The organism is Shewanella pealeana ATCC 700345, assembly GCF_000018285.1.
Lineage (GTDB): Bacteria > Pseudomonadota > Gammaproteobacteria > Enterobacterales > Shewanellaceae > Shewanella > Shewanella pealeana.
The window spans coordinates 2,101,791-2,125,304 of the sequence record NC_009901.1; the positions used below are offsets into that span (position 1 = coordinate 2,101,791).

The following is a 23,514-nucleotide window of genomic DNA, read 5'->3' on the forward strand; positions in this document are numbered from 1 at the left end:
AGAGCATAGGGTCATGCTCTGCTGATATGTGTTGATTAGCAGCGGGACTCGTCACAGCTAGGTACACGATGGATCATGGTGTACATCACAGGGATAACGATAAGGGTTAAGATGGTGGCAAAGGTTAGACCCGCCATCATGGCGACCGCCATCGCTTGGAAGAAACCATCGGTGATGAGTGGGATCATGCCAAGCACAGTGGTGACCGCCGCCATGCTCACAGGGCGCACCCTAGAGACTGACGCATCGATAACGGCTGCGTAATCTTCTTTGCCCTCCTTGATCTGCAGTTTTATCTCCTCAACCAATACAATGGCATTTTTAATCAACATACCGGTTAAGCTCATGGTGCCTAGCAGCGCTAGGAAGGTGAATGGCATATTGGCGCTGTAGAGGCCGACAACTACACCAATAATGGCAAAGGGCACCACGGTCCAGATCACCGCTGCATCTTTAAATGAGCTAAACAGTAAAATGGTAATTAAAATCATCACCAGATAACCGCCAGATAGCTTCTCTCCAAGTGCCACCAGTGCATCTACTGAGGTTTCATGTTTGCCGCCCCAGGGCATGGTGTAGCCCTCTGGCAGCTCAATGGATTCAACTTCTGCTTTAAAAGATTGCAGCACGGCGGCGGTAGTGAGATCACCCATCTGATCTTCATCAGTCATCACCATTACGGTACGTTTTCTATCACGACGCATAATGATGGGATCTTCAAACTCCACATCGAAGCTATGGACTACTTGAGAAAGGCTGACATAACTTTGTAGTTGGTGACTCCAGACTTGGATCTCCATGATGCCATTGATATCAGTACGCTCAGCCTCGGGAGGCTGCACTATGATAGGCATCAGGTCTGAGCCTTCTCGATAGAGGCCAACGCTACGACCGGAGAAGTTAGCGAGTAGGGCGCTATCGACTTGAGACTTGCTGATCCCTAAGTTGCGGGCCGCTTCTACATTAAAGTCTGGTCGGATAACTTTTGTACGCTCACGCCAGTCATCACGTACAGCGGTCGCTCCCTCATGGCGAGCCATAATCGCTTTAGCTTGATTGGATAGATCGCGCAGCACTTCAGGATCTGGACCTTGGAATCTCGCTTCAATGCGACCATCAGGAGCTGGGCCCATCTCGAAGCGTTTGAAGTTGTAGTTAGCACCAGCAAAGTTATCTTCAAGCAGGGCTCTAACGTCAGTCATCACATCGGTGAGCTTGTCCATATCCTTGATGGTGACCATTAGGTTGCCGTAGTTGTTGTACATCTTCTCCGGCTTGTAGGCGAGCATGAAGCGTACATGTCCGCCACCCACACTTGATGCAACTTGGGTGACTTCGGGATGGGAGAGTACCAGCTGCTCCATCGCTTGGATCTCCTCTGCCGTGGCGCGAATATCTGTGCTGTATGGCAGCCAAGTATCTACCATAAACTTAGGTAGGTTCATCGGTGGGAAGAACTCATTTTTGAGCATCCCAAAACCTTTTACCGAACCAAGTAGCAGGACAAGCAGCACTAGCATGGTTGTTTTTCTGCGGCGGATACAGATCTTCAAGAACTTGCGATAGCTGGTAAAGATAACGCCCTTGTAAGGGTCAACCTCTTCACCCTCTGTGGCAGGTTTTGTATTCTTGAAGAAGATAGCGGCTAAAAATGGGGTCGTGGTGATGGCGGTGATCCAGCTTAGGGTTAGCGAGATCAAGACTACCCAGAATAGGCTACCGACGAGCTCTCCAGAGATATCTTCAGACAGGCCAATAGGCGCAAAGGCGGTTACGGCGATAACAGTTGCACCTAGCAGTGGCCACTTGGTTTGTTCGACAATATCGATAGCGGCGCGAAAGCGTGATTTGCCCCGCTGCATCCCTATCAATATCCCCTCGACCACCACGATGGCGTTATCGACCAGCATACCCAGCGCGATAATCAAGGCACCCAGCGAAATTCGCTGCAGATCTATGCCCATTTGCTCCATGAAGATAAAGGTACCGGTTACCGAGAGGATCAGTACGATACCGATAATGATGCCGCTCTTAAGGCCCATGGTCAGAAGGAGTACGCCGATCACAATGGCGACCGCTTCAATTAAGCTCCAGACAAAGCCATCAACGGCTTTTTCTACTTGGGTAGGTTGATTATAGATATTCTCCATCTCAATACCCACAGGCTGCTTATTAAGCATGCTGTCGATATGGGCTTGAACTCGAGCGCCTACCTCTATTACGTTTTCGCCCGGCATAAATGAGACGCCAAATTCAAGTGCAGGTAGGCCATTCATCGACATCAGCTTAGTGGGAACCTCCACATAGCCTCGGCGGATTTCGGCGACATCACCAAGCAATATTCGTGCAGAAGCGCCTACTGGGCTGATCACTAGATCTCTTAACTCTGAGATATCTTGAAATTCACCGGTAGGGAAGAGCCTGACGGTATCATCTTGAATACGTACTCGTCCGGCGTTGGACACAGTGTTTTGCTGTTGCAGTAGCGCAGTTATGTGATCGATGGGAATATTAAGCGCGGCAATCTTACTATTGGAGATCTCAACAAACACTTGCTGCTGCTGAATACCGCCAATCATCACCTTGCTGACCCCCTCTAAGGTGACCACATCACGTCTGAGTTGATCGGCAAACTGTTCAAGTTCTGCCATCTCATAGCCGTCACCGGTAATGCCCCAGATCATGCCGTAGACATCACCAAAATCATCGTTAACAATCGGTTTTGACGCGCCTGGTGGTAGGGTGCGTAGATCGCCAATTTTGCGCCTGACCTCATCCCAAATTTGCGGCAGATGTAAGCTGGTGTACTCAGACTCCATCATCACATCGACCTGTGACAGTCCAGCGGTACTCACCGATTTAATCCATTTGACTGAAGGAAGTTGCTGCAGGGCACTTTCGATAAGCAGTGTGACCTCTTCCTCAACCTGCTCAGGCGAGGCGCCCGGATAAGCGGTGACAATTAGCGCAGAGCGGGGGGTAAACTCAGGATCCTCTAATCTGCCTAAATCGTTAAAGGCCAGTATGCCACCAATGGCCAGTACCATGATGATAAGCCAGCTAACCACAGAGTTACGCATCGAGTAACCGGCGATGCCCCCGCCCTCGCACTCGGCATTGATATCATCAGGTTTCTCGGTTGTTTGTGTGTGATTAGCCATTATAAGCCTCGCTCACGTTGCAGTTCTTTGACCTGCTGGTTAGAGACGATATGGTTGGTGCCTGCAGCGATGACCCTGTCACCGACCTCTAGGCCGGAATTGATTATCGCCCCCGATGTCAGCAGACGGGTGACGTTGACCTCTCTAAGGTGAGTTCTGTTTTCACTATCGAGTACCCAGACAAACTCCTTGCCGTCACTGAGGCTGCTGGTCTCTTGGCTGAAGATTGCCCCGACTGGTGCAATAACAAGTTCGCTATTGCCCAGTTGATCGCCAGCAAGTACTGTTTGAACCTTCGCGCTCATCCCCGGTAGCACTCGCATACCGTCTTTGGCCATGACTGAGAGCGTGACTCTAAAACTCAAGGCGCCTGAGCTGGTGGATTTGCGCATCTCTTTAAACGTGGCGGTGAGCGGTTTTTCTGGGTAGCTATCTAAGATGACCTGGGTGGAGAGTTCACTAAACTTATCTGGATCAAACTGCTTTAGTAGCTTTTCTGGCAGATCGAATTGGATATCACTAACCTTGTCATTTTGAAACTCAACGATAGGTTGAGTTGCCGCAACATGGTCGTGATCTTCACTGTGAATTTGTGCAACGACGCCATCATAGGGAGCGTAGATCTTTGTGTACTTAAGGTTCTGGCTGGCTCTATCAAGGTTGGCTTTAGCCATCAACATCTCGGCGCGAGAGGTATCGAATTCGGCCTTTGTTGCTAGCCCCTTAGGCACTAATGTTGTATTACGATCATGCTGAGCCACAGCGAGTTCGTGCTTAGCACGGGCATCATCGAGATGGATATTGAAATCGGTGGGATCGAGTTCTGCAATGAGCGTACCTGCTTCAACACGTTTTCCTTCGGTCACATAACGCTTAGTGATCTGTCCTGGCACTCTAAATGCCAAAGAGGTACTGGCGTTGGCCGATACCTGAGCGGGAAAACTACGCTGTACACTGCCAGCTGCGCTAACTACAGTGGCTATTTTTGCCGGTCTGACAACATCGTTTTTGGCTTCCTCTTCCGGCTCGTTGCCACAGCCAAAGAGAACGGGTGTCGTTAATACTAGTGTCGTGGTTAATAACCAAGGTTTAGAAAGGTGTTTCATAGATACTCCACAAGCTTTTATTAGGGGGAGGGCATAAGTTACGCGTAGTCGTATTGTCTAAAACTGCTGGTTGTACTCTAGACGGAAGTCGCCATCAGCAAATTGGTTTTGGCTGGCGTTATACCAGAGGCGGAAGTTTTGAGTTGGAGTCATCTGCCAGCTCAGAATAAACTCATGAGTTAATCCATTGCTGCCTTTTAGGTTTTCTGTGTAGTGAACATCACCAAAAACGGCTTGAGTATAGATGGGGTTGTAGTTTGCCCAGATGGTGTCTGTTAACTGGAACTTGTTATAAAGAGTGAAGCTTGCGAAGACAAAGTCGGAATGGAGTCCAGATGCTTCATTGGTGGCTGAATGCTTTGAACCATCATTGTATTCAACACCTGCCGCAATAATGGGAAATGCTTGCCAAATTCCCACCTTGGGGAGCGCCTGTATCATTCCTAAAGATGCAGTGCCGGAGTTCGTATCGAAGTTATGAATAACATCCATCGATATGCCGCGACCATTAGTCATATCGACATCAAACTTTCGAAAGCGAAGCTCAGATATTCCATTGTTGGCACTTTCTGGTGTTAGGGAACTAGAGCCTTGATGCTTCATGTGTTCGCCATAGATCCCCTTGACCTCAAAAAGGAACATTGACATATCTGTAGCAGAGCCGGTGTCTAAGGTCTTACCCAGCTTTAAATTGATGCCATTAGTACCGTATGAAACGCCAAGCTGTGTGTAAACCGCAAGAGGATCTGACATATCTTGTGTTTCTGTATCATCTGCGGCGATAGCCTGTGAGATCGTTGCTATCGTTGCTATCGAGGCTAGGGCTAACCCTTTAGCCAGAGTGGGAATATGTTTCATTGCTCACCAAAGTTATTTAATGAATTGTTACGGACTATTTTATTGATAAGAGGCTGAGGCAAATACTAGGAAAATTGCTAATTGGAATAGAACTGGGATTTGGGTGTTACATATTTTGAATGCTAGGTAGGCCGTTTTATTTCCCCCACAAACAACCTACTTCAGTAGGGGCCGTTATCATCAATTAGGCTCTGCAATTATTGAAATGAAGACTGATGAAGACTGATGCAGTCAGAGCCGTGGGGAGACGCGGAATAATAGAGCTGAGCTTGGATTACGAAACCACGAAGGTCGTTAATGACCTTCGTTATCAGTTGTCGATGCTGCTAGCTTCTTTGAAGATACATAGGGTATAGGTTTGCAGGGTAGCCATTATTAATGGTTTCTAACATTGCGCCAAGGTAGGGCATAGAATGCATGAAGAATTGTTTATAGCCGCGACATAGGTGATGTAAACCTGGCTCCAAGTCTGCTGTGATTGCCGTTCGCTCTTTTGGACATCCGCCGTTGCAAAAAGGTCTAAAGTCACACTCTCGGCACTGTTTCGTTAGTGAGTGCCATTTAGCTAAACCAAACTGTGACTGGTTTTCACCACTGGCCATTTTGCCAAGATCGACGATATCGATATTGCCCAGTTTATAGTCATCATAACTATAGTGGTCGCATGAGTAGACACTTCCATCATGTTCAAGCATGAGTTGCTGCCCGCACGCTTCAGAATGAAAGCACATTTGACTCGGCTGCCCTGCTAAAATAGCGAGTGTATTTTCAAACAATTGTATAAAGACCTTACCAACATCCTCTTTTTTCCACTCGTCGAAGACATCACATAAAAACTTGCCCCATTGTTGTGGGGATAAAGACCAATCTTTGCTAGCTCTTCTATCGCGGTCATGTTCAACGCAGGGCTGAAATTGAATGACTGTGGAGCCTAATTCTTTTAATTTATTGTAGGTTTGTTTACCTAGGTGGGCATTATCACAATGTACAACGGTTAGGGTATTAAAATTGACATTATGTTCCTTTAGTAGTGCGAGTCCTCGCATTACCTTGGGGTAGCTATTGTTGCCTTTTAAGTCTGGTCGACCGTTGCCATGATTAAGCTCATCGCCATCTATGCTCAAACCGATTAAAAAGTTATTTTTCTTGAAGAACTTCGCCCAGCGTTCGTTGATTAGCGTACCGTTACTTTGAAAGGTATTGGAGATCTGCATACCAGGGCGAGCATACTGTTTTTGTAACTCGACTGCTCGTTCAAAAAAAGCGAGCCCACGCAGTGCCGGTTCACCACCTTGCCAGCTAAAATCAACACTGTTTATATGAGACGGCTGAGTTGCAATGTACTGAGAAATATAGCTTTCCAGCAACTCTTCAGACATCTGCATCGTCGCATTAGGCTCGTATCGTTCCTCTTTACGTAGGTAATAGCAGTAATGGCAATCGAGATTACACTTAGCACCAACCGGTTTAACCAGAAGGTGAAATGGGTATGTAGCTTGTGATGACATATAGAAACTCCTCTATTGGGTCCCATTATCTCTTCAAGCTAGCAAGGGATCGACTAGGAAGTCTCCTAATGTCTGAGGCTAAATTAGATTTCGGCTATGAGCGTAGGCCACAAGCGATGAGGCATTGTCTAAATCTAACTGCTCAATCATCTTATATTTATGGTACTCAACGGTTTTGGCGGAAATATTGAGTGAGAGTGCAATTTTCTTTGCAGACATGCCTTTTGCCAAAAGCTTCAAAATATCCAACTGTCTTGCTGTTAGCACTGTTTTTTGGTTGAACTTTTCCTGTAATTCTGCGGAGACATATTGCTTTCCAGCCAGTACGGTTTCGAGTGCCTGTAGTAGCTCAAAACCCGCTTGATGTTTCACTATGTAGCCATCAGCACCATATTCGAATGCAGCCTGTAGGATTTCAGCTTCATCGTGCATGGTGAGGCAGATGATCTTTGCTTCTTTACATGTACGTTTTAGCAAGCCAAGTGTTTGGTTTAGCTGCATACCTGGCATTGAAATATCTGTGATGATGATATCGGGTTGAAATTGTTTAGCAGCTTGAATTAACTCTTCTGCATTGGTGGTAATTGATTGAACCTGATAGTTTTTTTCAACAAGCCTTGCGATGCCTTCACTGACTATCTGGTGATCATCTGCAATGATAATGGTGGGCATAATTAATTGTTCATCCTTCTCGAACTGTACATGATTCATCCTATCACTCTTATTAATATCACTCTTATTTAAATCATTCTTATTAAAATCATTCTTATTAAAATCATTCTTATTAAAATCAATTATATATTTAGTATGCTTGCTATTAGTTAATCATATCTTCTGGAATGGGCCAAACGAGTTTTACCGAAAATCCACATTGATGATGACCGACAGTAAAATCGATTGTGCCACCAATAAGCGCCGCCCGCTCGAGCATAGACTCAATCCCTAATGACGAGGAGTTTGCAAGCGCATCCTGAGCCATGCCCTTACCGTTATCTTCAATAGTCAGTTTAGCAAACTTGCCCTCACGATTTAGGCAGATGGACAATGCCGTTGCATGGGAGTGTCGCATCACATTAGCAAGCGCTTCTTGGCTGATGCGATAGATATGTAGCTTTTGTCCCTCACTGTACAAGATCTCTTTACTGAGATTGAGTGACAGAAGAATATTCTTATGCAAGGTCATTTTTTTTGCTTCAGCCTCAATGGCGGCATACAGACCGACCTTGTCTATTATCGCGGGATGAAGATGGCGAGATAGATGCTGAAGATCTCGGGTAATATCAGACAGCTTTGCTGCTACATCATACAGTGCTTTTTGAGATTCATTATCTAATTGGGTATTAATAAATCCCAATTCAAGGTTGAGTGAAGCGAGACGCTGGCCAAAGTCATCGTGTAGATCTCTAGCGATAACTTTTAGCTGTTTCTCTCTGTCTTCTATCAGGCGTTTATTTAATGCGACAACTTTCTCTTTTTGATGAGATAACTCTTGGTAATGTCGTAGCCGCTCAATACTTGAAGCCATAATATTCCCCAAAATAGTCGAGCAGCGAATAAAGTGTTCATCAAACGCCTTATGAGTAACAAAGTTTGCCGCAGCCAAGGCCCCCCATGGCTTACCCATCGCTTGGATCGGGATCAAAATATGATTGAGTGGCTTTTGTTGCTGCAGTTGACAGGCAAGCTCGAGTAGTTGCAGATCATCATCGCTATTGAAAACTTCACTGGAATGGATCATCGCTTGATATCGCGCTTTAATTTCGTAGCTAAGGTTGGGCCTTACATGAGGAATATTTTTTCCTGAAACGGCATAAAACGACCATTCCTGAGCAATATATTTGGTGTTAGGCAAACAAGATATTCTGTCGACACCAAGCAGTTCTCTACACTCGTCGAGAACTGAATTCATCACCTCCGCTAACGAGCTTGTTGGAGTATCCAGAAGCTGGGTAGATATAGAGAGTAGGGTTTGATTAAATTGTGCGAAATCGTAATCGTCTTGATTTTTCATAGCTATTTTCTCACCACAATTATCCGTTTTGAATTTCTTTATACCTGTAAAAGCACAAATAATACTAACTGTAATGACTGCTTTAGGAATAGTCCTAGTTCGATTTTGTTTGAGTAGCCTTGATACTAGCTCCATCTAAAATGAGGAGTGAACAATGAAAACATTCACCAAAACGATGTTATCAAAAGCGGTACTAGGCATGGCAGTGGTCTCTACTGCTGTCGCGGCCCCAGCTATGGCTAAAAATGAATCTGAAAAGCCGAATATTCTAGTCATCATGGCAGACGATATTGGTTGGTCAAATACTTCTGCATATAACATGGGAATGATGGGATATAAAACACCTAACATTGACCGTATCGCCAAAGAGGGGATGTTATTCACCGACCACTATGGCCAGCCTAGCTCAACCGCAGGGCGTGCTGCTTTTTTAACGGGTCAGCTACCAATCCGTACCGGACTACTTACTGTCGGAATGCCGGGTTCGCCAATCGGGATCTCAAAAGAGGATCCCACCCTTGCCGAGGTGATGAAAGATCAAGGTTATATGACGGTGCAACTAGGTAAAAACCACTTAGGCGACCAGGAGCATATGCTACCTCATCGTCGTGGTTTTGATTATTTCTACGGCAATCTTTATCACCTAAATGCAGAGGAGGAGCCTGAGAATGAGGATTACCCGAAAGACCCTGAATTCTTAGAGCGTTTCGGACCTCGCGGTATTGTTGAGGGGCACGCAGATGGTGAAACTGGCTCTGGCGGACCATTAACGAAGAAGCGTATGGAAACCATCGACCGTGAGTTAACGGATATGGCGGTAGATTACATTGAAGAGAGTGCCAAGAAAGATGAGCCATTCTTCATGTGGTATAACCCTTCACGTATGCATGTATGGACTCACTTAAGTGAAAAGTGGAAAGGAAAGACAGGTTACGGTCTATATGCTGACGGTATGGCTGAGCTAGATAGTTATGTCGGTGAGATTTTAGAAACTCTAGAGAAGACTGGCCAGCGTGATAACACCATTATTATCTTCACGACCGATAACGGTGCTGAGAAGATGAGTTGGCCAGATGGGGGCAACACGCCATTTAAAGGTGAGAAGGGCTTGACGACCGAAGGTGGCGTCCGCGTACCATTTATGGTGAGCTGGCCAGGTAAGATCCCTGCTGGTAGCGTCAATAACGGTATTCAGTCCCATGAAGACTTGTTTACGACCTTAGCAACCTTTGCCGGAGAAAAAGACATTCAGGAAAGCTTTAAGAAGAAGCACGATGTCTATATCGATGGTTATGATCACACCCAAGCTTGGCTAACCAATGAAGATACTCCCCGTAACGAGATCTTCTATTTTGCTGAAACGGGTAACCTTGAAGCGGTGCGAGTCGGTAAGATTAAGGCGACCTTTATTCAGCCTCTAGAGGAGAGCTGGTTTGCTCCACGCTTAGCAACTCAGTGGCCACAGCTTGTTGACCTTCGTGCAGACCCTTATGAAGAAGCACCTGAGCACTCAGGCATGTACCTAAAGTGGTTTGCTGAGCGTATGTACAACTTTGTCCCCGTACAAGTTGAGGTCGCTAAACTACTTGGCACTTTCCAAGAGTTCCCATTAAGACAGGAGCCTGCTTCGTTTAACTTAGAAAGAGTTATTGAGCAACTTCCATACCGAGAGAACCGTTAGACCTCTCTTACCTGAGGGCGCATTAGGCGCCCTCTGTTCCCTGCAAATACAAAAACAGTAAACGCACTTTCCCGTACATAATCGAGTCCAAAGGTGAGCTAATGCATGCATTCACAAGCAAATTTGAGGCGCTGCAAGATAGAATCAATCAACAGATATTGGGCCAAGAGCAGGTGGTCAAGCAGCTGGTTATAGCCTTACTTGCTAATGGACATGTGTTAATTCAAGGACTACCAGGCCTTGCTAAAACCCGTGCTGTTAATGAGATGGCCAATGAGGTTAACGCTAAACTAAACCGAATTCAATTTACCCCTGATATGTTACCTGCAGATATTACCGGCAGCGAAGTTTATAGTAATCAAACACAAAGTATCAGCTTTAAACCGGGCCCTGTATTTAGCCATTTTCTGCTCGCAGATGAGATCAATCGCGCCCCGGCAAAGGTGCAGTCAGCATTACTCGAGTCTATGGCTGAGGGGCAAGTCTCAGTTGCAGGGATATCGCACCCTCTACCTGAGCTATTTATGGTGTTGGCGACTCAAAATCCTATTGAGCAGGAGGGGACCTATCCGCTACCCGAAGCTCAGATGGACCGCTTTTTGATGCAGATCCTCATTGATTACCCTGATAAAGATGCTGAAATGAGCATGTTGAAATTGCTCAGAAACCAGCAGAGCAGTGAAGCGAGCACGCGAGCTGCAACATTAACGGTCGAAGAGGTGCTCTGTGCACGTAAACAGGTGGATGAGGTTTTTGTTAATGACAATATCGATCAATATATTGTCGATCTTGTTGATGCGACCCGTCAGCCCAAAAAGTATAGCGATGAACTCGGAACATTCATTGAGTTAGGGGCCAGCCCAAGAGCGTCAATTGCATTAGATAGATGTGCTCGTGCCTACGCTTGGTTATCTGGACGTGATTTTGTCGCACCTGAGGATGTTAAGGCTGTCTGTCATGGTGTGCTGCGCCATAGAATCGTGCTCTCTTTTAGCTGTATCAACCAAAATATCAGCACAGATGCGGTGATCGATAAGTTACTCGATTGCGTAGCACACGTATAGATAATATAGGGGGGGCTATGAGCAGTGATGAGCGTATATATACCAATTTCTCTCGATTAAGCTTACTGGCTAAAAAGGGTAGAGGCCTCAGTTGGCGCCCCCCCTATAGCAAAATCTCGCCACTTAGCGGTCTGCAGAAGAGTAGTCAGCGTGGTCGTGGCCTAGATTTCGTTGAGCTGCGTCACTACTTTGATGGCGATGATGTTCGCTGTATCGACTGGCGCGTGACTCAGCGTACTGGACAGGCCTTTATCCGTCTCTATAGCGAGGAGAAAGACAAGAGTGCCGTGCTGTTGATTGACCTTCGTAGCAGTATGTTTTTTGCAAGTGACGGAGTGATGAAGTCAGTTTTAGCCTCTGAACTCGCGGCGATTATTGCGGGTCGTATTCAGGTCGAGGGTGACAGGATCGGTGCGCTTATGCTCACAGATACCCATATCGAATCCCATAGCGCCATGCGCGGCGAAAAATCTCTTTTGAGCTTATTGGAAAAAGTGACCCAGTTAGGTGGCCGTTTACCCGCTCAAGGGCAAATAGAACCCCCGAGCTTAGATGATGCACTCCACCTGCTTTGTCAGCAAAAAATTAAAGAGAGCCAAATCTTTATTATCAGTGATTTCGTTGATTTCATTGATAAAACCAGTCGCGCACTACTATCTCAACTCGCGAGACACAATAATATTATCGGCTTGAGAGTGAGTGACCCTCTGGAGGATGAGCTACCCAATAGTAACGTTTTGATGGGCGATGGTCTGCTACAGCTGGAGATCAATGGTGATAACGGTCAGCTTCGTCAGCGATATAATCGATTTACCATCGAGCATAATCAAGGGGTAGAGAACGGCTTCTTATCAATCGGCCAGCCTTACTTAGCATTAACGACTCACAAAGAGAGTTGGCAGCAGCTGTTTTCTATGTCGTCTGCTAGGAGGCGCTAATATGAGTGAACGGATGCAATCAAGTGGGCAGTTGGCAGAATTTGGCTCGCACCTAATTAAAAAGGCGCAGTGGCAAACGCCTCCCGAAGCGATATCTTGGTGGCCTAACACGCCAGCGTGGAATGTTGTTTTTATCTTGCTTAGCTTGTCGTTGGTTATTTTTGTTATCAGGCAGGGATATCACTGGTTACAGCGCCAATATGTGCGGGAAGCAAAAATACTTTTCGTTAAATTGGATGCCAACAATGATCTGCCTGCGATGGCAAGTTTGCTGCGCCAGTTTTGTCATCAGCACTGGCCTAATGAAAGCCTAGCCACATTTCCGGTTAAGGCGTTTTCAAATCGAGTTGTGGAGCTTACCCAAAGTAGTGACACCACAGCTGAAGCGATGGCAGCGCTGCTAGTTTGTAACTATCAAGCTAAGGCGAGCCTAACCGATGAATATCGCCTCGCGCTTACGTGCTGGGTTAAGGAGCATGTATGTTAACGCTAACTTATCCTTGGCTCGCTATCTTGATCCTACTGCCTCTATTGGCCGTTTTACTTCCTAAGCACCGTACCGCTTTACCTGCTATACGCTTCTCAAAATTTAAACTGTTGGTGAGCTTAAGTCAGCGCAGGCCAAGTGAAGGGGCTGTGGTGCTTCGCCGACTGTTTTGGCAGCGCCTATTGGCGACGCTGACCTACCTTGCATTAGTCTGCGCCGCTGTGCGTCCGGTTTGGCTTGGGGAGCCGATTCAAATAGAGCAGGTTGGACGGGAGATGATGATTGCTGTCGATCTGTCAGGCTCAATGGAGGCGAGGGATTTTGTCGATCCCCAAGGCGAAATACTGCGCCGGGTCGATGGAGTTAAAGCGTTACTGCAATCATTTCTACTCAAGCGAGACTCAGATCGTATCGGCTTAATCGCTTTTGGTGAGAATGCTTATCTGCAGGCTCCATTTACGCAAGATAAACAGATATTAAGCCAATTACTGCAGCAGATGGACGTGCGTATGGCGGGGGCTGGCACGGCAATTGGTGATGCGATAGGTGTTGCGGTTAATCACTTTGAGCAGTCAGAGGTTGAAAACAAGGTGTTACTGCTGCTCACCGATGGCAATGACACTAGTAGTGAGTTTCCACCACTGGATGCGGCCCATTACGCTGGGGAGCAGGGTGTCGTTATCTATCCCATCGCGATTGGAGACCCCAAAAATGTGGGAGAGGATAGCCTTGATATCGCAACACTAGAGCGCATTGCCGATTTAACGCAGGGAAGAGTATTTGAGGCCGATGACGGTCAATCTCTTATTGAGGTTTATAAGGTGTTAGAGCAGCTGCAGCCGCAACTGTTTGACAGCTACACAATTCGTCCTGAAAAAGATCTCTACTTCTGGCCGATCTTATTCATGTTGTGCATTAACCTGTCGATGTTGATGCTGGTTAGCTTTCGAAGAAAGCCGCAGGGGACCAAGTATGAGTGAGTTTCATTTTATCAGACCATGGGCACTGCTTGCGCTTGCGCCTTATCTATATTGGCTATGGGGAAATTACCGTACTCAGCAGAAACTTGACGCTAAGTTACCTCTCGCGGCGCATTTAGTGCCTCACCTGAGAACGGATATCGCCTCCAATTTCTGGTTATCACCAAAAGCAATGCTGCCTTTTTTGATCGGACTATTGATCATCATAGTGAGCGGCCCCACTTGGCAACCCCAAGAGGGGAGTTTAAGTAAAAACCGTTCACCGCTTATTTTTGTTATCGACCTATCAAGCTCAATGGCGGAGTCAGATATTGCTCCTAGCCGTATAGAAAGCGCCAAATATAAGCTGGCTACCCTTTTGGAAGAAAAACCTGATGGTCTACTCGGTGCTTGGGTATACGCTGGCAGTGGTCATCAACTATTGCCAGCAACAGAGGATCGCGACGTTTTAGCCCTCTACCTCTCAAGTTTAAATACCCAGCTGGTTCCTCGTCAGGGGAAGAACCTTGCCACTGTATTAGAGCAACTAAGAGCTTTAGAACAGCTAAGGACTTTGGATCAAAGTCGGCTACAGCAGGGGGAGCCGTCACTGCCAGCGAGCATCGTTGTGATTAGTGACGCTATCGACAATCAAGCCCGTGAGGCGTTAATCGCACATCAAGATAATACACAAGATCAGCTACTGTTTTGGAAATTCGGCTTTGCTTCATCTATGTCAACGCCTAGCGGAGTTCAACAACTGCAGATGAGCAGCGACGATGCCGATATAGATGCAATTATTGACTGGAGTAATAGCGTTAACTTCTTTGATCCTACAGACAAGGATATTGTCTGGCAGGAGGTGGGCTACTGGTTGGTATTCCCAACGCTATTGTTAAGCTTGCTCTGGTTTAGGCGGGGCTGGAGTATTCGTTGGGTAGCAAGCTTAATATTTATCCCTTGGCTAACCCTTTCACCAGTCACTGAAGTCTATGCTACAGAGTTTGCTGAAAGGAGCGTCAGTAGTGAGCAGTGTGACAACTTAGTTATGCGGCTTTTTTTAAGTCCAGATCAACAAGGGCTGTGGTTCTACCAGCGACAAAATTACCGCTGCGCAGCCAACAGTTTTGTCGATCCCCAGTGGAAGGTCGAAGCCTTGATGCGCAGTGAGCAGTGGGAGTGGGCATTAACAATGCTAAATACTCAACCAGACTCTATCGAGCGGAGCTTCAATATCGCACTGAGTTATATGCATCTAGCAAGGTTTCGCTCTTCACAGCGCTGGTTTATGCAGGTGTTAGCGCTTGACCCTGAGCATAAACAAGCGCAAGCAAATCTGGTAGTGCTTGAGGAGATATTTGCACTGATGGAGCTGCGCGCCGAGGGGCAGGGCACAGCAGGTGAGGATATGACAGCTGATGTGATTGACTCGCTGCAGGAGGATATGCAGATTGATGAGCCAGAAGATAAGATTGATGAAATAAACAGCGCCGATCTGATGGCAGAAGAGCACCTGACCAAGATCTGGTTAGAGCAGGTGAAGCATAATCCTGCCGTGTTTTTACGCAATAAATTTACCATTCAGCTGCAGCAGCTTGAGCAAGCGCCAAATCTTGATCCAAAACTGAGTATTGATTTAAAACAGAGTCTTGGAGCAAAACAGAGTCAGACGGATGCTGTTAGGGCGACAGAGCAAGGAGATCACTAATGGCGAGTTTTTCCCGCTTGTTATATGCGAGTTTTGTAACGGTTTTGAGCTTGCTGCCATTATCTTCCCAAGCAGAAACAGCGCATTTCTCGGCGCAATGGTTAGTGGATGATGTCGTGCTTGCAGAGCGTGTACAAAACACCGTTTGGCTGGCCATCATCAGTGACGAGGCCATCGCCGCGAATGTATCTATACAGGAGGTCAAAGTTAAGCAGCTATTTATCGAATCTGCCGATGCACCTATCTATACCACTCGGATGATAGAGGGGAAGCGAAAGCACGTCGCCCAATTTAAATATGATATCTACCCAGCTCAGTTTGGTGAGTTTGTCTTGCCTAAAACTGAGATAACGCTCGGTCGAGGTGACAAAGCTCAAGTGGTAACCTCTTCAAGTAAGCGTGTTGACATTGCGCAGCAAGTCGATGCTTCAAGGGGGATGCTCATAACACCCAAGCTAACCCTTGAGCAGAAGCTATCAGCCAGTGAGTTTGTTGCAGGTGGAGCCGTGAGCCGAGAGATCACCATGGCGGTGGATAACCTGCCTGGCTATTTAATTGCGGAGCTCTCTCTATCACTCGATAGTCGGGATGCTGATCTGCGAGTCACGGCAAATGCGACCCAATCCCGTGCCTATCGCGGTACGCTTACAGGTAAGAGAGTAACAGAGCTACAATATCGCTTTTCACGTGTCGGTGAGTATCGATTACCTGAGATTAAGGTTAGCTGGTGGCATCCAGCGCAAGCAGTGGTGAAGCATAGCATTATTCCTGCAATCGATATCGTCGTCACTCCTCCACCTCCTTTACCCTTAAAGCAGCGAGTCGCTATATGGCAGGCGCAGCTCAGTGATTTTCTCGTGCAGTACCAGTTAGCACTAATGTTAGTTTTTATCTGTCTGCTTATTGTTTGGTGGCAGCGTCAGCTTATTTTCCAAAAGCTAGGCTACTGTTATGTAGCTGCATTAACAAAGTTAAGCACTCCTTTGCTTATGGCATGTCTTATTACATTAAGGGCAGTATTTACCCCTAAAAAACTGATGCCTAGCCTGCTCAGTCGCTGGCTACAATGTATTGAGCAACCTTTTCAGAGCGCGGCAAAATCTATATTCCTTAGCCTCGAGTACCAAGCCGACGGTAGGGTTAAGCTTGATAGAGTGGCACTAATAAAAACCATGTGCAGCATTGTTTGGCGTCAATATTGTCAGCCATTTTCCTTACAGCCGTTAAATCCAAACTAACTAAGCTGCCTAATAAGCTGATTTAAGTTGCTGGGTTAGGCTTGAGATTAGTAAATCTCCCAGTTCTCACAGCAAGCTTCATTGAGGTAAAGTTTTTATCATTGATGAAAGGTTGATACTGAGAGGACTTTTATGGCAACAGGTATTACGGCTGTTAAGTGGCTATATTTGACTGGGTTGATAGCGGGGATATTCGCTGTTAGCGCTTTTTCGGCGCTTGCAGCGCAGGAGGAGAGCAAAGCAGACCAAACTAAGACACTGCCATTGCTATTTAAGGGGGAGTCTATTCAAGCGATTAGCGAGAATCATTTTCGAGTAAAAGTGAGTTATTCAGAAGCGGTTAAAGCTCGCTGTATCGGCTTTGCTGGAAAAGAGCCTGTAGCCATTGATTCAGTCGTCGTGATCCCGCCCTATGGGGTCGCCAATATGATCATCAAAGATGATGATCAGCCTGTCGATTCGGCTCAATGCTGGATCACCAGCACGCGAGAGCAAGATCTTAACAATGATTATATTAAGCACGATAATATAGAGGGCTAATATTTTGCAATTAAACTCACCGCATCCCCAACTGAAACGCTCTGTAGCAAAGCGGCTAACACTCGCCGTGACCCTAGCGACTGTGTTTTCATCTCCCCTATATGCAGCAGAGCAACCTAAATTAGTCCTACAGATAACGGTTGATGCCTTAAGGGGTGATCTGCCAATGCGTTATCTTGAAAATATGCAAGAGGGTGGCTTTCGCTATTTATTAAATGAAGGTATTCATTACACCAATGCCCACTTTGAGCATGCAAATACTGAAACCATAGTTGGCCACGTAGCGTTAGCGACAGGTGCGCCACCGTCAGTGAATGGTATGGTAGGAAATGTCTGGTATGACCGGGGCGTTAATCGCTTGGTATACAACATCGAAGATCCCAATTATAGCCTGTTAACCCAAGGTGGTGGGGTGGATGCGGATACTGAAGTGGATACGACCCAGAAAGCAGCCGCTACCGATGGGCGTTCTCCGCTGAATATAAAGGGGTCTACATTTTCAGATGAGTTGGTAAAGAGTAATAATGGCCAATCTCGCGCATTTTCAGTCTCATTTAAAGACCGTGGTGCTGTGTCTATGGGCGGAGAGCTGGGTAAGGCATTTTGGTATTCGAAAGCCTCGGCGGGTTTTGTGACCAGTGACTACTACTATCAGCAGTATCCTGCCTGGGTTGAACAGTGGAATGATAAAAAACTGCACCTTAACTATAACAACCAAGCTTGGCAGTTAATGCTCGATGATGAGAAGTACCTGTTTCATCAGGAAGCAGAAGAGAGTGATAAAACGGATTTAGCTGGTTTCGGTAAGCAGTTTCCCCATCAATATGGAGCCGCTGATTCGCGTTACTTTACCACTAAACTGAGTATCAGTCCGGTTGCTGATGAGCTGGTTGCAGATTTTGCTAAAACGGTTATCGACAAGGAGCAGCTTGGTGCTGGTGATGTGACCGATTATCTATCTGTGAGTTTATCTGCGACAGACTACGTTATTCATATGTTTGGCCCGTCGAGTAAGGAAGCTGAAGATAATCTACTTCGACTAGACAGAACCTTAGCGGAACTATTTAGCTATATCGATAAAAAGGTGGGGTTAGATAACACCTTAATTGTATTGTCTGCGGATCATGGCGCACCAGACATACCCAGTTATATTCACCATCACGGTGGTCACAAGGCTGACTACTTTGGAGTGGAGTCGATTACGGCGTCAGGCATATTTGACAGGTTAAAACAGCGTTTTGGCTTAGATGAGCAAGTTATTTTGCAGTACGCCGATCCCTATCTCTACCTAAATCATGAACTGATTGAAGCTAAGGGGATTTCACTTGCCCAGATACAAACATTTCTGGCTAATGAGCTTACGACGATTGCAGGGATCGAGCAGGTCTATACCGCCAGTGATATAACAACAGGTAAGCTAGACAGTAGCAGAATTGCTAAGTTGGTTGCGCAAAATCATCACCATCAGCGCTCAGGGGATCTCTATTTAATTTATGACCCGAGTGTTTATATTAATGATTTTGATGGGTTAAAAGTTGCATCTGTGCACGGCTCCCCCTGGCGGTATGACACACATGTTCCGGTGATATTCGCAGGCATGGGACTCGAGGGCAAAAAGCTTGCAGATAAGATTACGCCTTATGCCATTGCGCCGACACTATCATCCCTGCTTAAGATCAGCTTTCCAACAGGTAGCACGGGTAAAGTACTTGAACAGGTTGAGCTTGAGCCCGAATAGACCACAGGAGGGTGATATTTTGTATTTATCGTTACTGATTGATACTAGGTAGTTGTCTCCGTGGCCTCGCTAATAACAAAGTCGCGGCGATAAGTGTCTGTATTTATCATTTAATATCTTTTCGTCAACGCAAATGTGGAGGTCACTCACGAAAAATACAGAGGTACAATATATTGCATGCTTCCCGGCGACCCTACATATATTTAGCACCTTTGCTCTCTACTTCAAGCCGCTGTATTGCCTGACTTCTACTGTCGGGTTAGGTAGCGGTTTGCGGGAGAGACGCCTATCTTGCAATAGAGACAGCCTTACCTAATTCACCGCTTTTCATTTACTCGGCGTATATGCCACACCAACCTGTCCAGCTTGTCGTTTTCTACTCTTTAAACGCAAACTGGCTACGCAGTGAGAGCCTTAAACTATGTCGGCGCTTGACGCCAACATTGAGAACAACAGACAAGCTGTTAGCGCTACATTGCTATTTCTCCTCAAGTTATATAGTTTACAATTCGTTAACCAATCTGTTTTCAAATGCCGCTAACCAGAGAGCCTTAAAATGGACTTCATAGAGATATACCCAAATGCAATCCCTGATGAATTTTGTGATGAGTTGATTAGCCGCTTTGAACGTCACTCTGGCGTCAGTGCAGGCTGTACCGGCAGTGGCGTCGATGAGTCGAAAAAGCGCAGCTTAGATTTGATGTTAGACTCCCATGAAGATCTCACTGGGCTTAAGAACAGACTGCTGGGTTATACGTTATCCCATGCGACTCAATATTTTGATAAGTATGCGATGGCGTTGATGGGCGCGGTAGCGGTTAATGTGGCTGATGAACAGGGTCAATCTGTAACGCTAACACCTGAGAACTATGAGCGCTATGGCAAGGGGCGAGCCGAAGCCATCGTTAAATACCTTTACCGTAGTGGTAGTATCAATATCCAAAAGTACCTACAAGCCAAGGGCGGTTATCCTCACTGGCATTCGGAGCAATTTCCTCAGGCCGGTCATAGCGAAGCGTTGCACCGAGTTGTTTTATATATGTTTTATCTTAACGATGTGGAAGAGGGCGGTGAGACGGAGTTCTACTATCAAAACAAATTGATCAAACCCAAAAAGGGCACCATGGTGATAGCGCCAGCGAGTTTTACTCACTCCCATCGGGGCAATGTACCAACAAGTGGCAACAAGTATATTGCCACCTCTTGGATCATGTTTAATCGCGCCGAGCAGTTATATGGGGCTGCTAAATAATATTAAGGCAATTGAAGCAGGGAGAACACGCATTCAGTGCCGATGTTATCCCCGTGTGTTAAGTGAATGCTGAGACTCGAGTCCGATTTAAATCGGAATGGAGATCCTAAAGCAGGCGCCTTCAAGCTCGGAAGTTTCGATACTGAGTCGTCCGCCATAACTGATGACAATCTCATTACAGACCGCGAGGCCAATGCCCTGACCGGCTTTTTGAGTGTCGGCGCGTACACCTCGCTCAATGATGTTTTGGCGAATGCTTTCTTCTACACCCGGACCATCATCTTCAACTAGAAGTTCAAACTCTCCGGCATCGTTATAGTATGACGACACTCTGACTGTTGAAATACACAGCTTAAAGGCATTTTCCATCAAGTTGCCGCAAAGTTCCATCAAGTCGCCTTTATCACCCGGGAACACATGCTCTTTAGGGATCACGGCTTCAAATTGAACTTGTTTGTCACGATAAACTTTGAATAACATCTGCGCCAGTTGATCGACCAAAGGTGCAATTTGGGTTTGCTCCTGCTTTAGACCTTTACGGCCTAACATGGCGCGCTTCAATTGGTATTTCACCAATTGATCCATCTGGCTTACTTGCTCCATGATTTTCTCGCTGCAGGCATCTTTATCAAGCGTTCTGTCATCGGTAATCGCATGTACCGCCGCTAGGCGTGTTTTAAGGCTGTGAGCCAAATCATTCATTGCGTTTTGATAGCGTTGCTGCTGAGCACTGGATTGATTCAGTAGTTGGTTGAGTGCCTGAGTCACCCCTTCTAGCTCAACTGGGTAGCCATCAGAAAGTGATTTGGCTTTACCATTGTTGACCGATTGGAGTTCGTTTTTAAGTCGTACCAAGGGTCTCATTCCCCAATAGGCGGCACTGATTAAAAGCACTAGAGCCAAGGCTAGAACGAAGGCTAAACGTATATAGGTTAGGCGACTGAACTTACTGTATTCTTCTTCGAGTTTCTCAGCATCTTTCAATACCAGTAGATTGTACTTATTACTGGCGATATCTAACGATAACAGATAGATGAAGTAGCCTTTGTTGTCCGCCAGTGACAGGTAGTAAGGAGGAGAGCTATTTCTTATCTCGTTAAAGCGTTCGCAGGTGTCGAATAAACCACGGTCTACCGCTAAGGATGAGGTCCAGACTTGATTAAAGGTGTTATCACAGCTGGCGATGATATAACGCTGGGCGGCATTATTCTCTTCTAGCCATTCATCACTGGTGTCGGGAATAAGATCGTGTTCCCTAAGCTCGGCTGCTACTTTTGGGATCTCAGAGATAAGTTCAGCTGTCTCTTCGTTATAGCTATTTTGGGCGTGGAGAATATTAACCATCCACGCTAAGCCAAAGCCTACGAGAGCAATAATGGATAAAGAGGTGAGAAACATCCGCGTTAGCAGACGCTTCTTAGGCTTAAATTTTAATTGCATGGCAGATTGAATTTATACCCTTGGCCTCGAATGGTTACAATAGGGTTTTCGATACCGCCTTTGGTGAGTTTCTTACGTAGGCGGCTGACCATGACTTCGATAGTATTGGGGTCACCTTCCTTATCGCCATAGATCACATCCAGCAGGCGCTGTTTAGCCACTACCTCATGGCAGTGTCGCATCAGGTACTCAAGAATCAAATATTCAAATGCTGTCACTTCCATAGGTTGCTCGTTGAGGCTGACTTGCTTGGCTGCAAGATCAAGCTCAAGTGCACCGCTGGTGATTTGGGGTTTTACAAAGCCAGCACTACGACGCACGAGGGCATCTAAGCGAGCGACTAACTCTTCTTTCTGGAAAGGTTTAACTAGGTAGTCATCGGCGCCAGCATTCAGTCCTTCTACCTTATCTTGCCAATTAACCCGAGCGGTTAAGATCAATACCGGGGCTTTTAAACCCTCGTCACGAAGACTTTGAATTAGGCTTATACCGTCTTGGTCTGGAAGGCCTAAGTCGACGATAGCCACATCGATAGGATAGTTAGTGGCTTGATAAAATCCCTCTTTCGCTGTTAGCGCAACTTGAACTTGATTGCCTAATTCGCTGAGTTGCACTTTTAGGTGGTGAGATAGAATCGGGTCATCTTCAACAACTAATATTCGCATAGTCACAATATCCTTGAATTCAATACAGATTAGTTTACGCAGAATTAACACTCCTGCCAACTAAGTGTTTCTAAATAGAGGAAGTTTACGCTCAAGAAACTTAACCTTGGCTGAACTTTACTCCCTATCGTTCATTTTTGCTGCTAGTTGGAACTAAATCATGATATTTGGCTATAAAGTTCACGATTTATTCAGTTAGACGTTATTTCGTACCGTTATCTCTGGGTTTATTGCTGCTTTTTCGTTAAGATTCCGTAAATTTTTTTAAGCTGAAGGATTAAGGTATGTCGTTTGTTAGGCTACTTACTGGGTTAGCACTGCTTTTACTCGCACCGAGTGTAATGGCCACAACGTTTACGTTTACTGCAATTCCCGATGAAGATGAGAGTCAATTAAGAACGCGATTCGATAAAGTTGCTGTCTACCTAGAGGAAAAGCTTGGGGTTGAGGTTAAGTATGTTCCGGTTAAATCATACTCTGCAGCCGTTACTGCTTTTCGTAATAACCAAGTCCAATTAGCCTGGTTTGGCGGTCTATCTGGCGTACAGGCACGTCGTTTGGTGCCAGGTTCAGAGGCCATAGCACAAGGCTATGAAGATCAGTTTTTCAAGAGCTACTTTATTGCCCACTCCTCAGCGGAGATCATCCCAAGTGATAGTTTTCCTAATTTAAACGGTTATACCTTTACTTATGGCTCTAAAAATTCAACTTCCGGTCGCCTGATGCCGCAGTTCTTTATCGAGCGAAATCTAGGTAAGAACAGTAAGGATATCTTTAAACGCATAGGTTATTCCGGTGACCATAGCCGTACCATTGCTCAGGTACAGGCGGGGGTCTATCAAGTCGGTGCGGTTAATTACAAGGTATGGGAAACTGCCCTATCAAACGGCAAAGTGGATCTCAATAAGGTCAGTGTTATTTGGGAAACCCCAGCGTACCCCGATTATCAGTGGACCATACGTGGTGATATTGACGGCAAATTTGGTGCAGGTTTTAGCGAAAAAGTGACAGCAGCACTCATCGGTATGAAAGATCCTGAGCTGTTAGAGAGCTTTCCTCGCCAGTCATTTGTCCCCGCTGATAACCGAGACTATGAAGCGATTGAAGACGTTGCTAAAGCAATTGGCCTAATTGACTAGGCTACCTTGGGTAAATTTAGC

Annotated in this window: 19 protein-coding genes; 11 read left to right on the forward strand and 8 right to left on the reverse strand. The window is 46.1% G+C overall.

Translation table 11 applies throughout. The annotated features are described in order from the left end of the window. Window positions 1-35 precede the first annotated feature (35 nt). The 6 genes from SPEA_RS09090 to SPEA_RS09115 form a co-directional block, all read right to left on the reverse strand. A complete protein-coding gene (locus SPEA_RS09090; protein ID WP_012154972.1) occupies window positions 36-3,161 on the reverse strand; it encodes an efflux RND transporter permease subunit in 3,126 nt (1,041 codons plus the stop codon). Beyond that, entirely contained in the window at window positions 3,161-4,267 is a 1,107-nt protein-coding gene (locus SPEA_RS09095) for an efflux RND transporter periplasmic adaptor subunit (protein ID WP_012154973.1), read from the reverse strand. Before SPEA_RS09095 ends, SPEA_RS09090 begins: the two co-directional genes overlap by 1 nt. Window positions 4,268-4,324: 57 nt before the next feature. Continuing rightward, window positions 4,325-5,125, reverse strand: coding sequence for a hypothetical protein (locus SPEA_RS09100; RefSeq protein ID WP_012154974.1), 801 nt, complete (start codon window positions 5,123-5,125; stop codon window positions 4,325-4,327). Between the two features lie 326 nt (window positions 5,126-5,451). After that, on the reverse strand, window positions 5,452-6,633 hold the full coding sequence (locus SPEA_RS09105; protein ID WP_012154975.1) for an anaerobic sulfatase maturase: 1,182 nt from the start codon (window positions 6,631-6,633) through the stop codon (window positions 5,452-5,454). Window positions 6,634-6,711: 78 nt separating this feature from the next. Next, window positions 6,712-7,344 (reverse strand): response regulator, encoded by a 633-nt coding sequence (locus tag SPEA_RS09110; protein WP_012154976.1) that lies wholly within the window; start codon window positions 7,342-7,344, stop codon window positions 6,712-6,714. A gap of 106 nt (window positions 7,345-7,450) precedes the next feature. Further along, window positions 7,451-8,644, reverse strand: a complete 1,194-nt coding sequence (locus SPEA_RS09115) for a GAF domain-containing sensor histidine kinase (protein WP_012154977.1) — start codon at window positions 8,642-8,644, stop codon at window positions 7,451-7,453. A 154-nt stretch (window positions 8,645-8,798) separates the two neighbouring features. Here SPEA_RS09115 and SPEA_RS09120 point away from each other — a divergent pair, with 154 nt between their 5' ends. The 10 genes from SPEA_RS09120 to SPEA_RS09165 all read left to right on the forward strand — a co-directional run bounded on the left by SPEA_RS09120 (window position 8,799) and on the right by SPEA_RS09165 (window position 20,249). Continuing rightward, complete coding sequence (locus SPEA_RS09120; RefSeq protein WP_012154978.1) at window positions 8,799-10,325, forward strand: arylsulfatase; 1,527 nt, start codon at window positions 8,799-8,801, stop codon at window positions 10,323-10,325. A gap of 101 nt (window positions 10,326-10,426) precedes the next feature. Then, window positions 10,427-11,389, forward strand: a complete 963-nt coding sequence (locus SPEA_RS09125) for an AAA family ATPase (protein WP_012154979.1) — start codon at window positions 10,427-10,429, stop codon at window positions 11,387-11,389. A gap of 17 nt (window positions 11,390-11,406) precedes the next feature. Next, window positions 11,407-12,327 (forward strand): DUF58 domain-containing protein, encoded by a 921-nt coding sequence (locus SPEA_RS09130; RefSeq protein WP_012154980.1) that lies wholly within the window; start codon window positions 11,407-11,409, stop codon window positions 12,325-12,327. Between the two features lies 1 nt (window position 12,328). Beyond that, on the forward strand, window positions 12,329-12,814 hold the full coding sequence (locus tag SPEA_RS09135; protein ID WP_041410902.1) for a DUF4381 family protein: 486 nt from the start codon (window positions 12,329-12,331) through the stop codon (window positions 12,812-12,814). Then, window positions 12,808-13,794: a VWA domain-containing protein gene (locus tag SPEA_RS09140; protein WP_012154982.1), complete on the forward strand. Its 987-nt coding sequence runs from the start codon at window positions 12,808-12,810 to the stop codon at window positions 13,792-13,794. Before SPEA_RS09135 ends, SPEA_RS09140 begins: the two co-directional genes overlap by 7 nt. Beyond that, entirely contained in the window at window positions 13,787-15,481 is a 1,695-nt protein-coding gene (locus SPEA_RS09145) for a VWA domain-containing protein (RefSeq protein ID WP_012154983.1), read from the forward strand. Before SPEA_RS09140 ends, SPEA_RS09145 begins: the two co-directional genes overlap by 8 nt. Then, complete coding sequence (locus tag SPEA_RS09150) at window positions 15,481-16,719, forward strand: BatD family protein (protein ID WP_012154984.1); 1,239 nt, start codon at window positions 15,481-15,483, stop codon at window positions 16,717-16,719. The genes SPEA_RS09145 and SPEA_RS09150 overlap by 1 nt, the downstream gene beginning before the upstream one ends. A gap of 132 nt (window positions 16,720-16,851) precedes the next feature. Continuing rightward, window positions 16,852-17,259 (forward strand): hypothetical protein, encoded by a 408-nt coding sequence (locus tag SPEA_RS09155; protein ID WP_012154985.1) that lies wholly within the window; start codon window positions 16,852-16,854, stop codon window positions 17,257-17,259. 4 nt (window positions 17,260-17,263) lie between these two features. Then, window positions 17,264-18,997: an alkaline phosphatase family protein gene (locus tag SPEA_RS09160; RefSeq protein WP_012154986.1), complete on the forward strand. Its 1,734-nt coding sequence runs from the start codon at window positions 17,264-17,266 to the stop codon at window positions 18,995-18,997. A 556-nt stretch (window positions 18,998-19,553) separates the two neighbouring features. After that, window positions 19,554-20,249 carry a 2OG-Fe(II) oxygenase gene (locus SPEA_RS09165; RefSeq protein WP_012154987.1) on the forward strand — a complete coding sequence of 232 codons (696 nt, stop codon included), beginning with the start codon at window positions 19,554-19,556 and terminating at the stop codon, window positions 20,247-20,249. 87 nt (window positions 20,250-20,336) lie between these two features. Here the strand turns inward: SPEA_RS09165 and SPEA_RS09170 are convergent, their stop codons facing one another. After that, window positions 20,337-21,689 carry an ATP-binding protein gene (locus tag SPEA_RS09170; protein ID WP_012154988.1) on the reverse strand — a complete coding sequence of 451 codons (1,353 nt, stop codon included), beginning with the start codon at window positions 21,687-21,689 and terminating at the stop codon, window positions 20,337-20,339. After that, complete coding sequence (locus SPEA_RS09175) at window positions 21,680-22,354, reverse strand: response regulator (RefSeq protein ID WP_012154989.1); 675 nt, start codon at window positions 22,352-22,354, stop codon at window positions 21,680-21,682. Before SPEA_RS09175 ends, SPEA_RS09170 begins: the two co-directional genes overlap by 10 nt. A gap of 284 nt (window positions 22,355-22,638) precedes the next feature. On the opposite strand from SPEA_RS09175, the gene SPEA_RS09180 reads away from it, so the two are divergent. Further along, window positions 22,639-23,493: a putative selenate ABC transporter substrate-binding protein gene (locus tag SPEA_RS09180; RefSeq protein ID WP_012154990.1), complete on the forward strand. Its 855-nt coding sequence runs from the start codon at window positions 22,639-22,641 to the stop codon at window positions 23,491-23,493. Window positions 23,494-23,514: the final 21 nt, after the last annotated feature.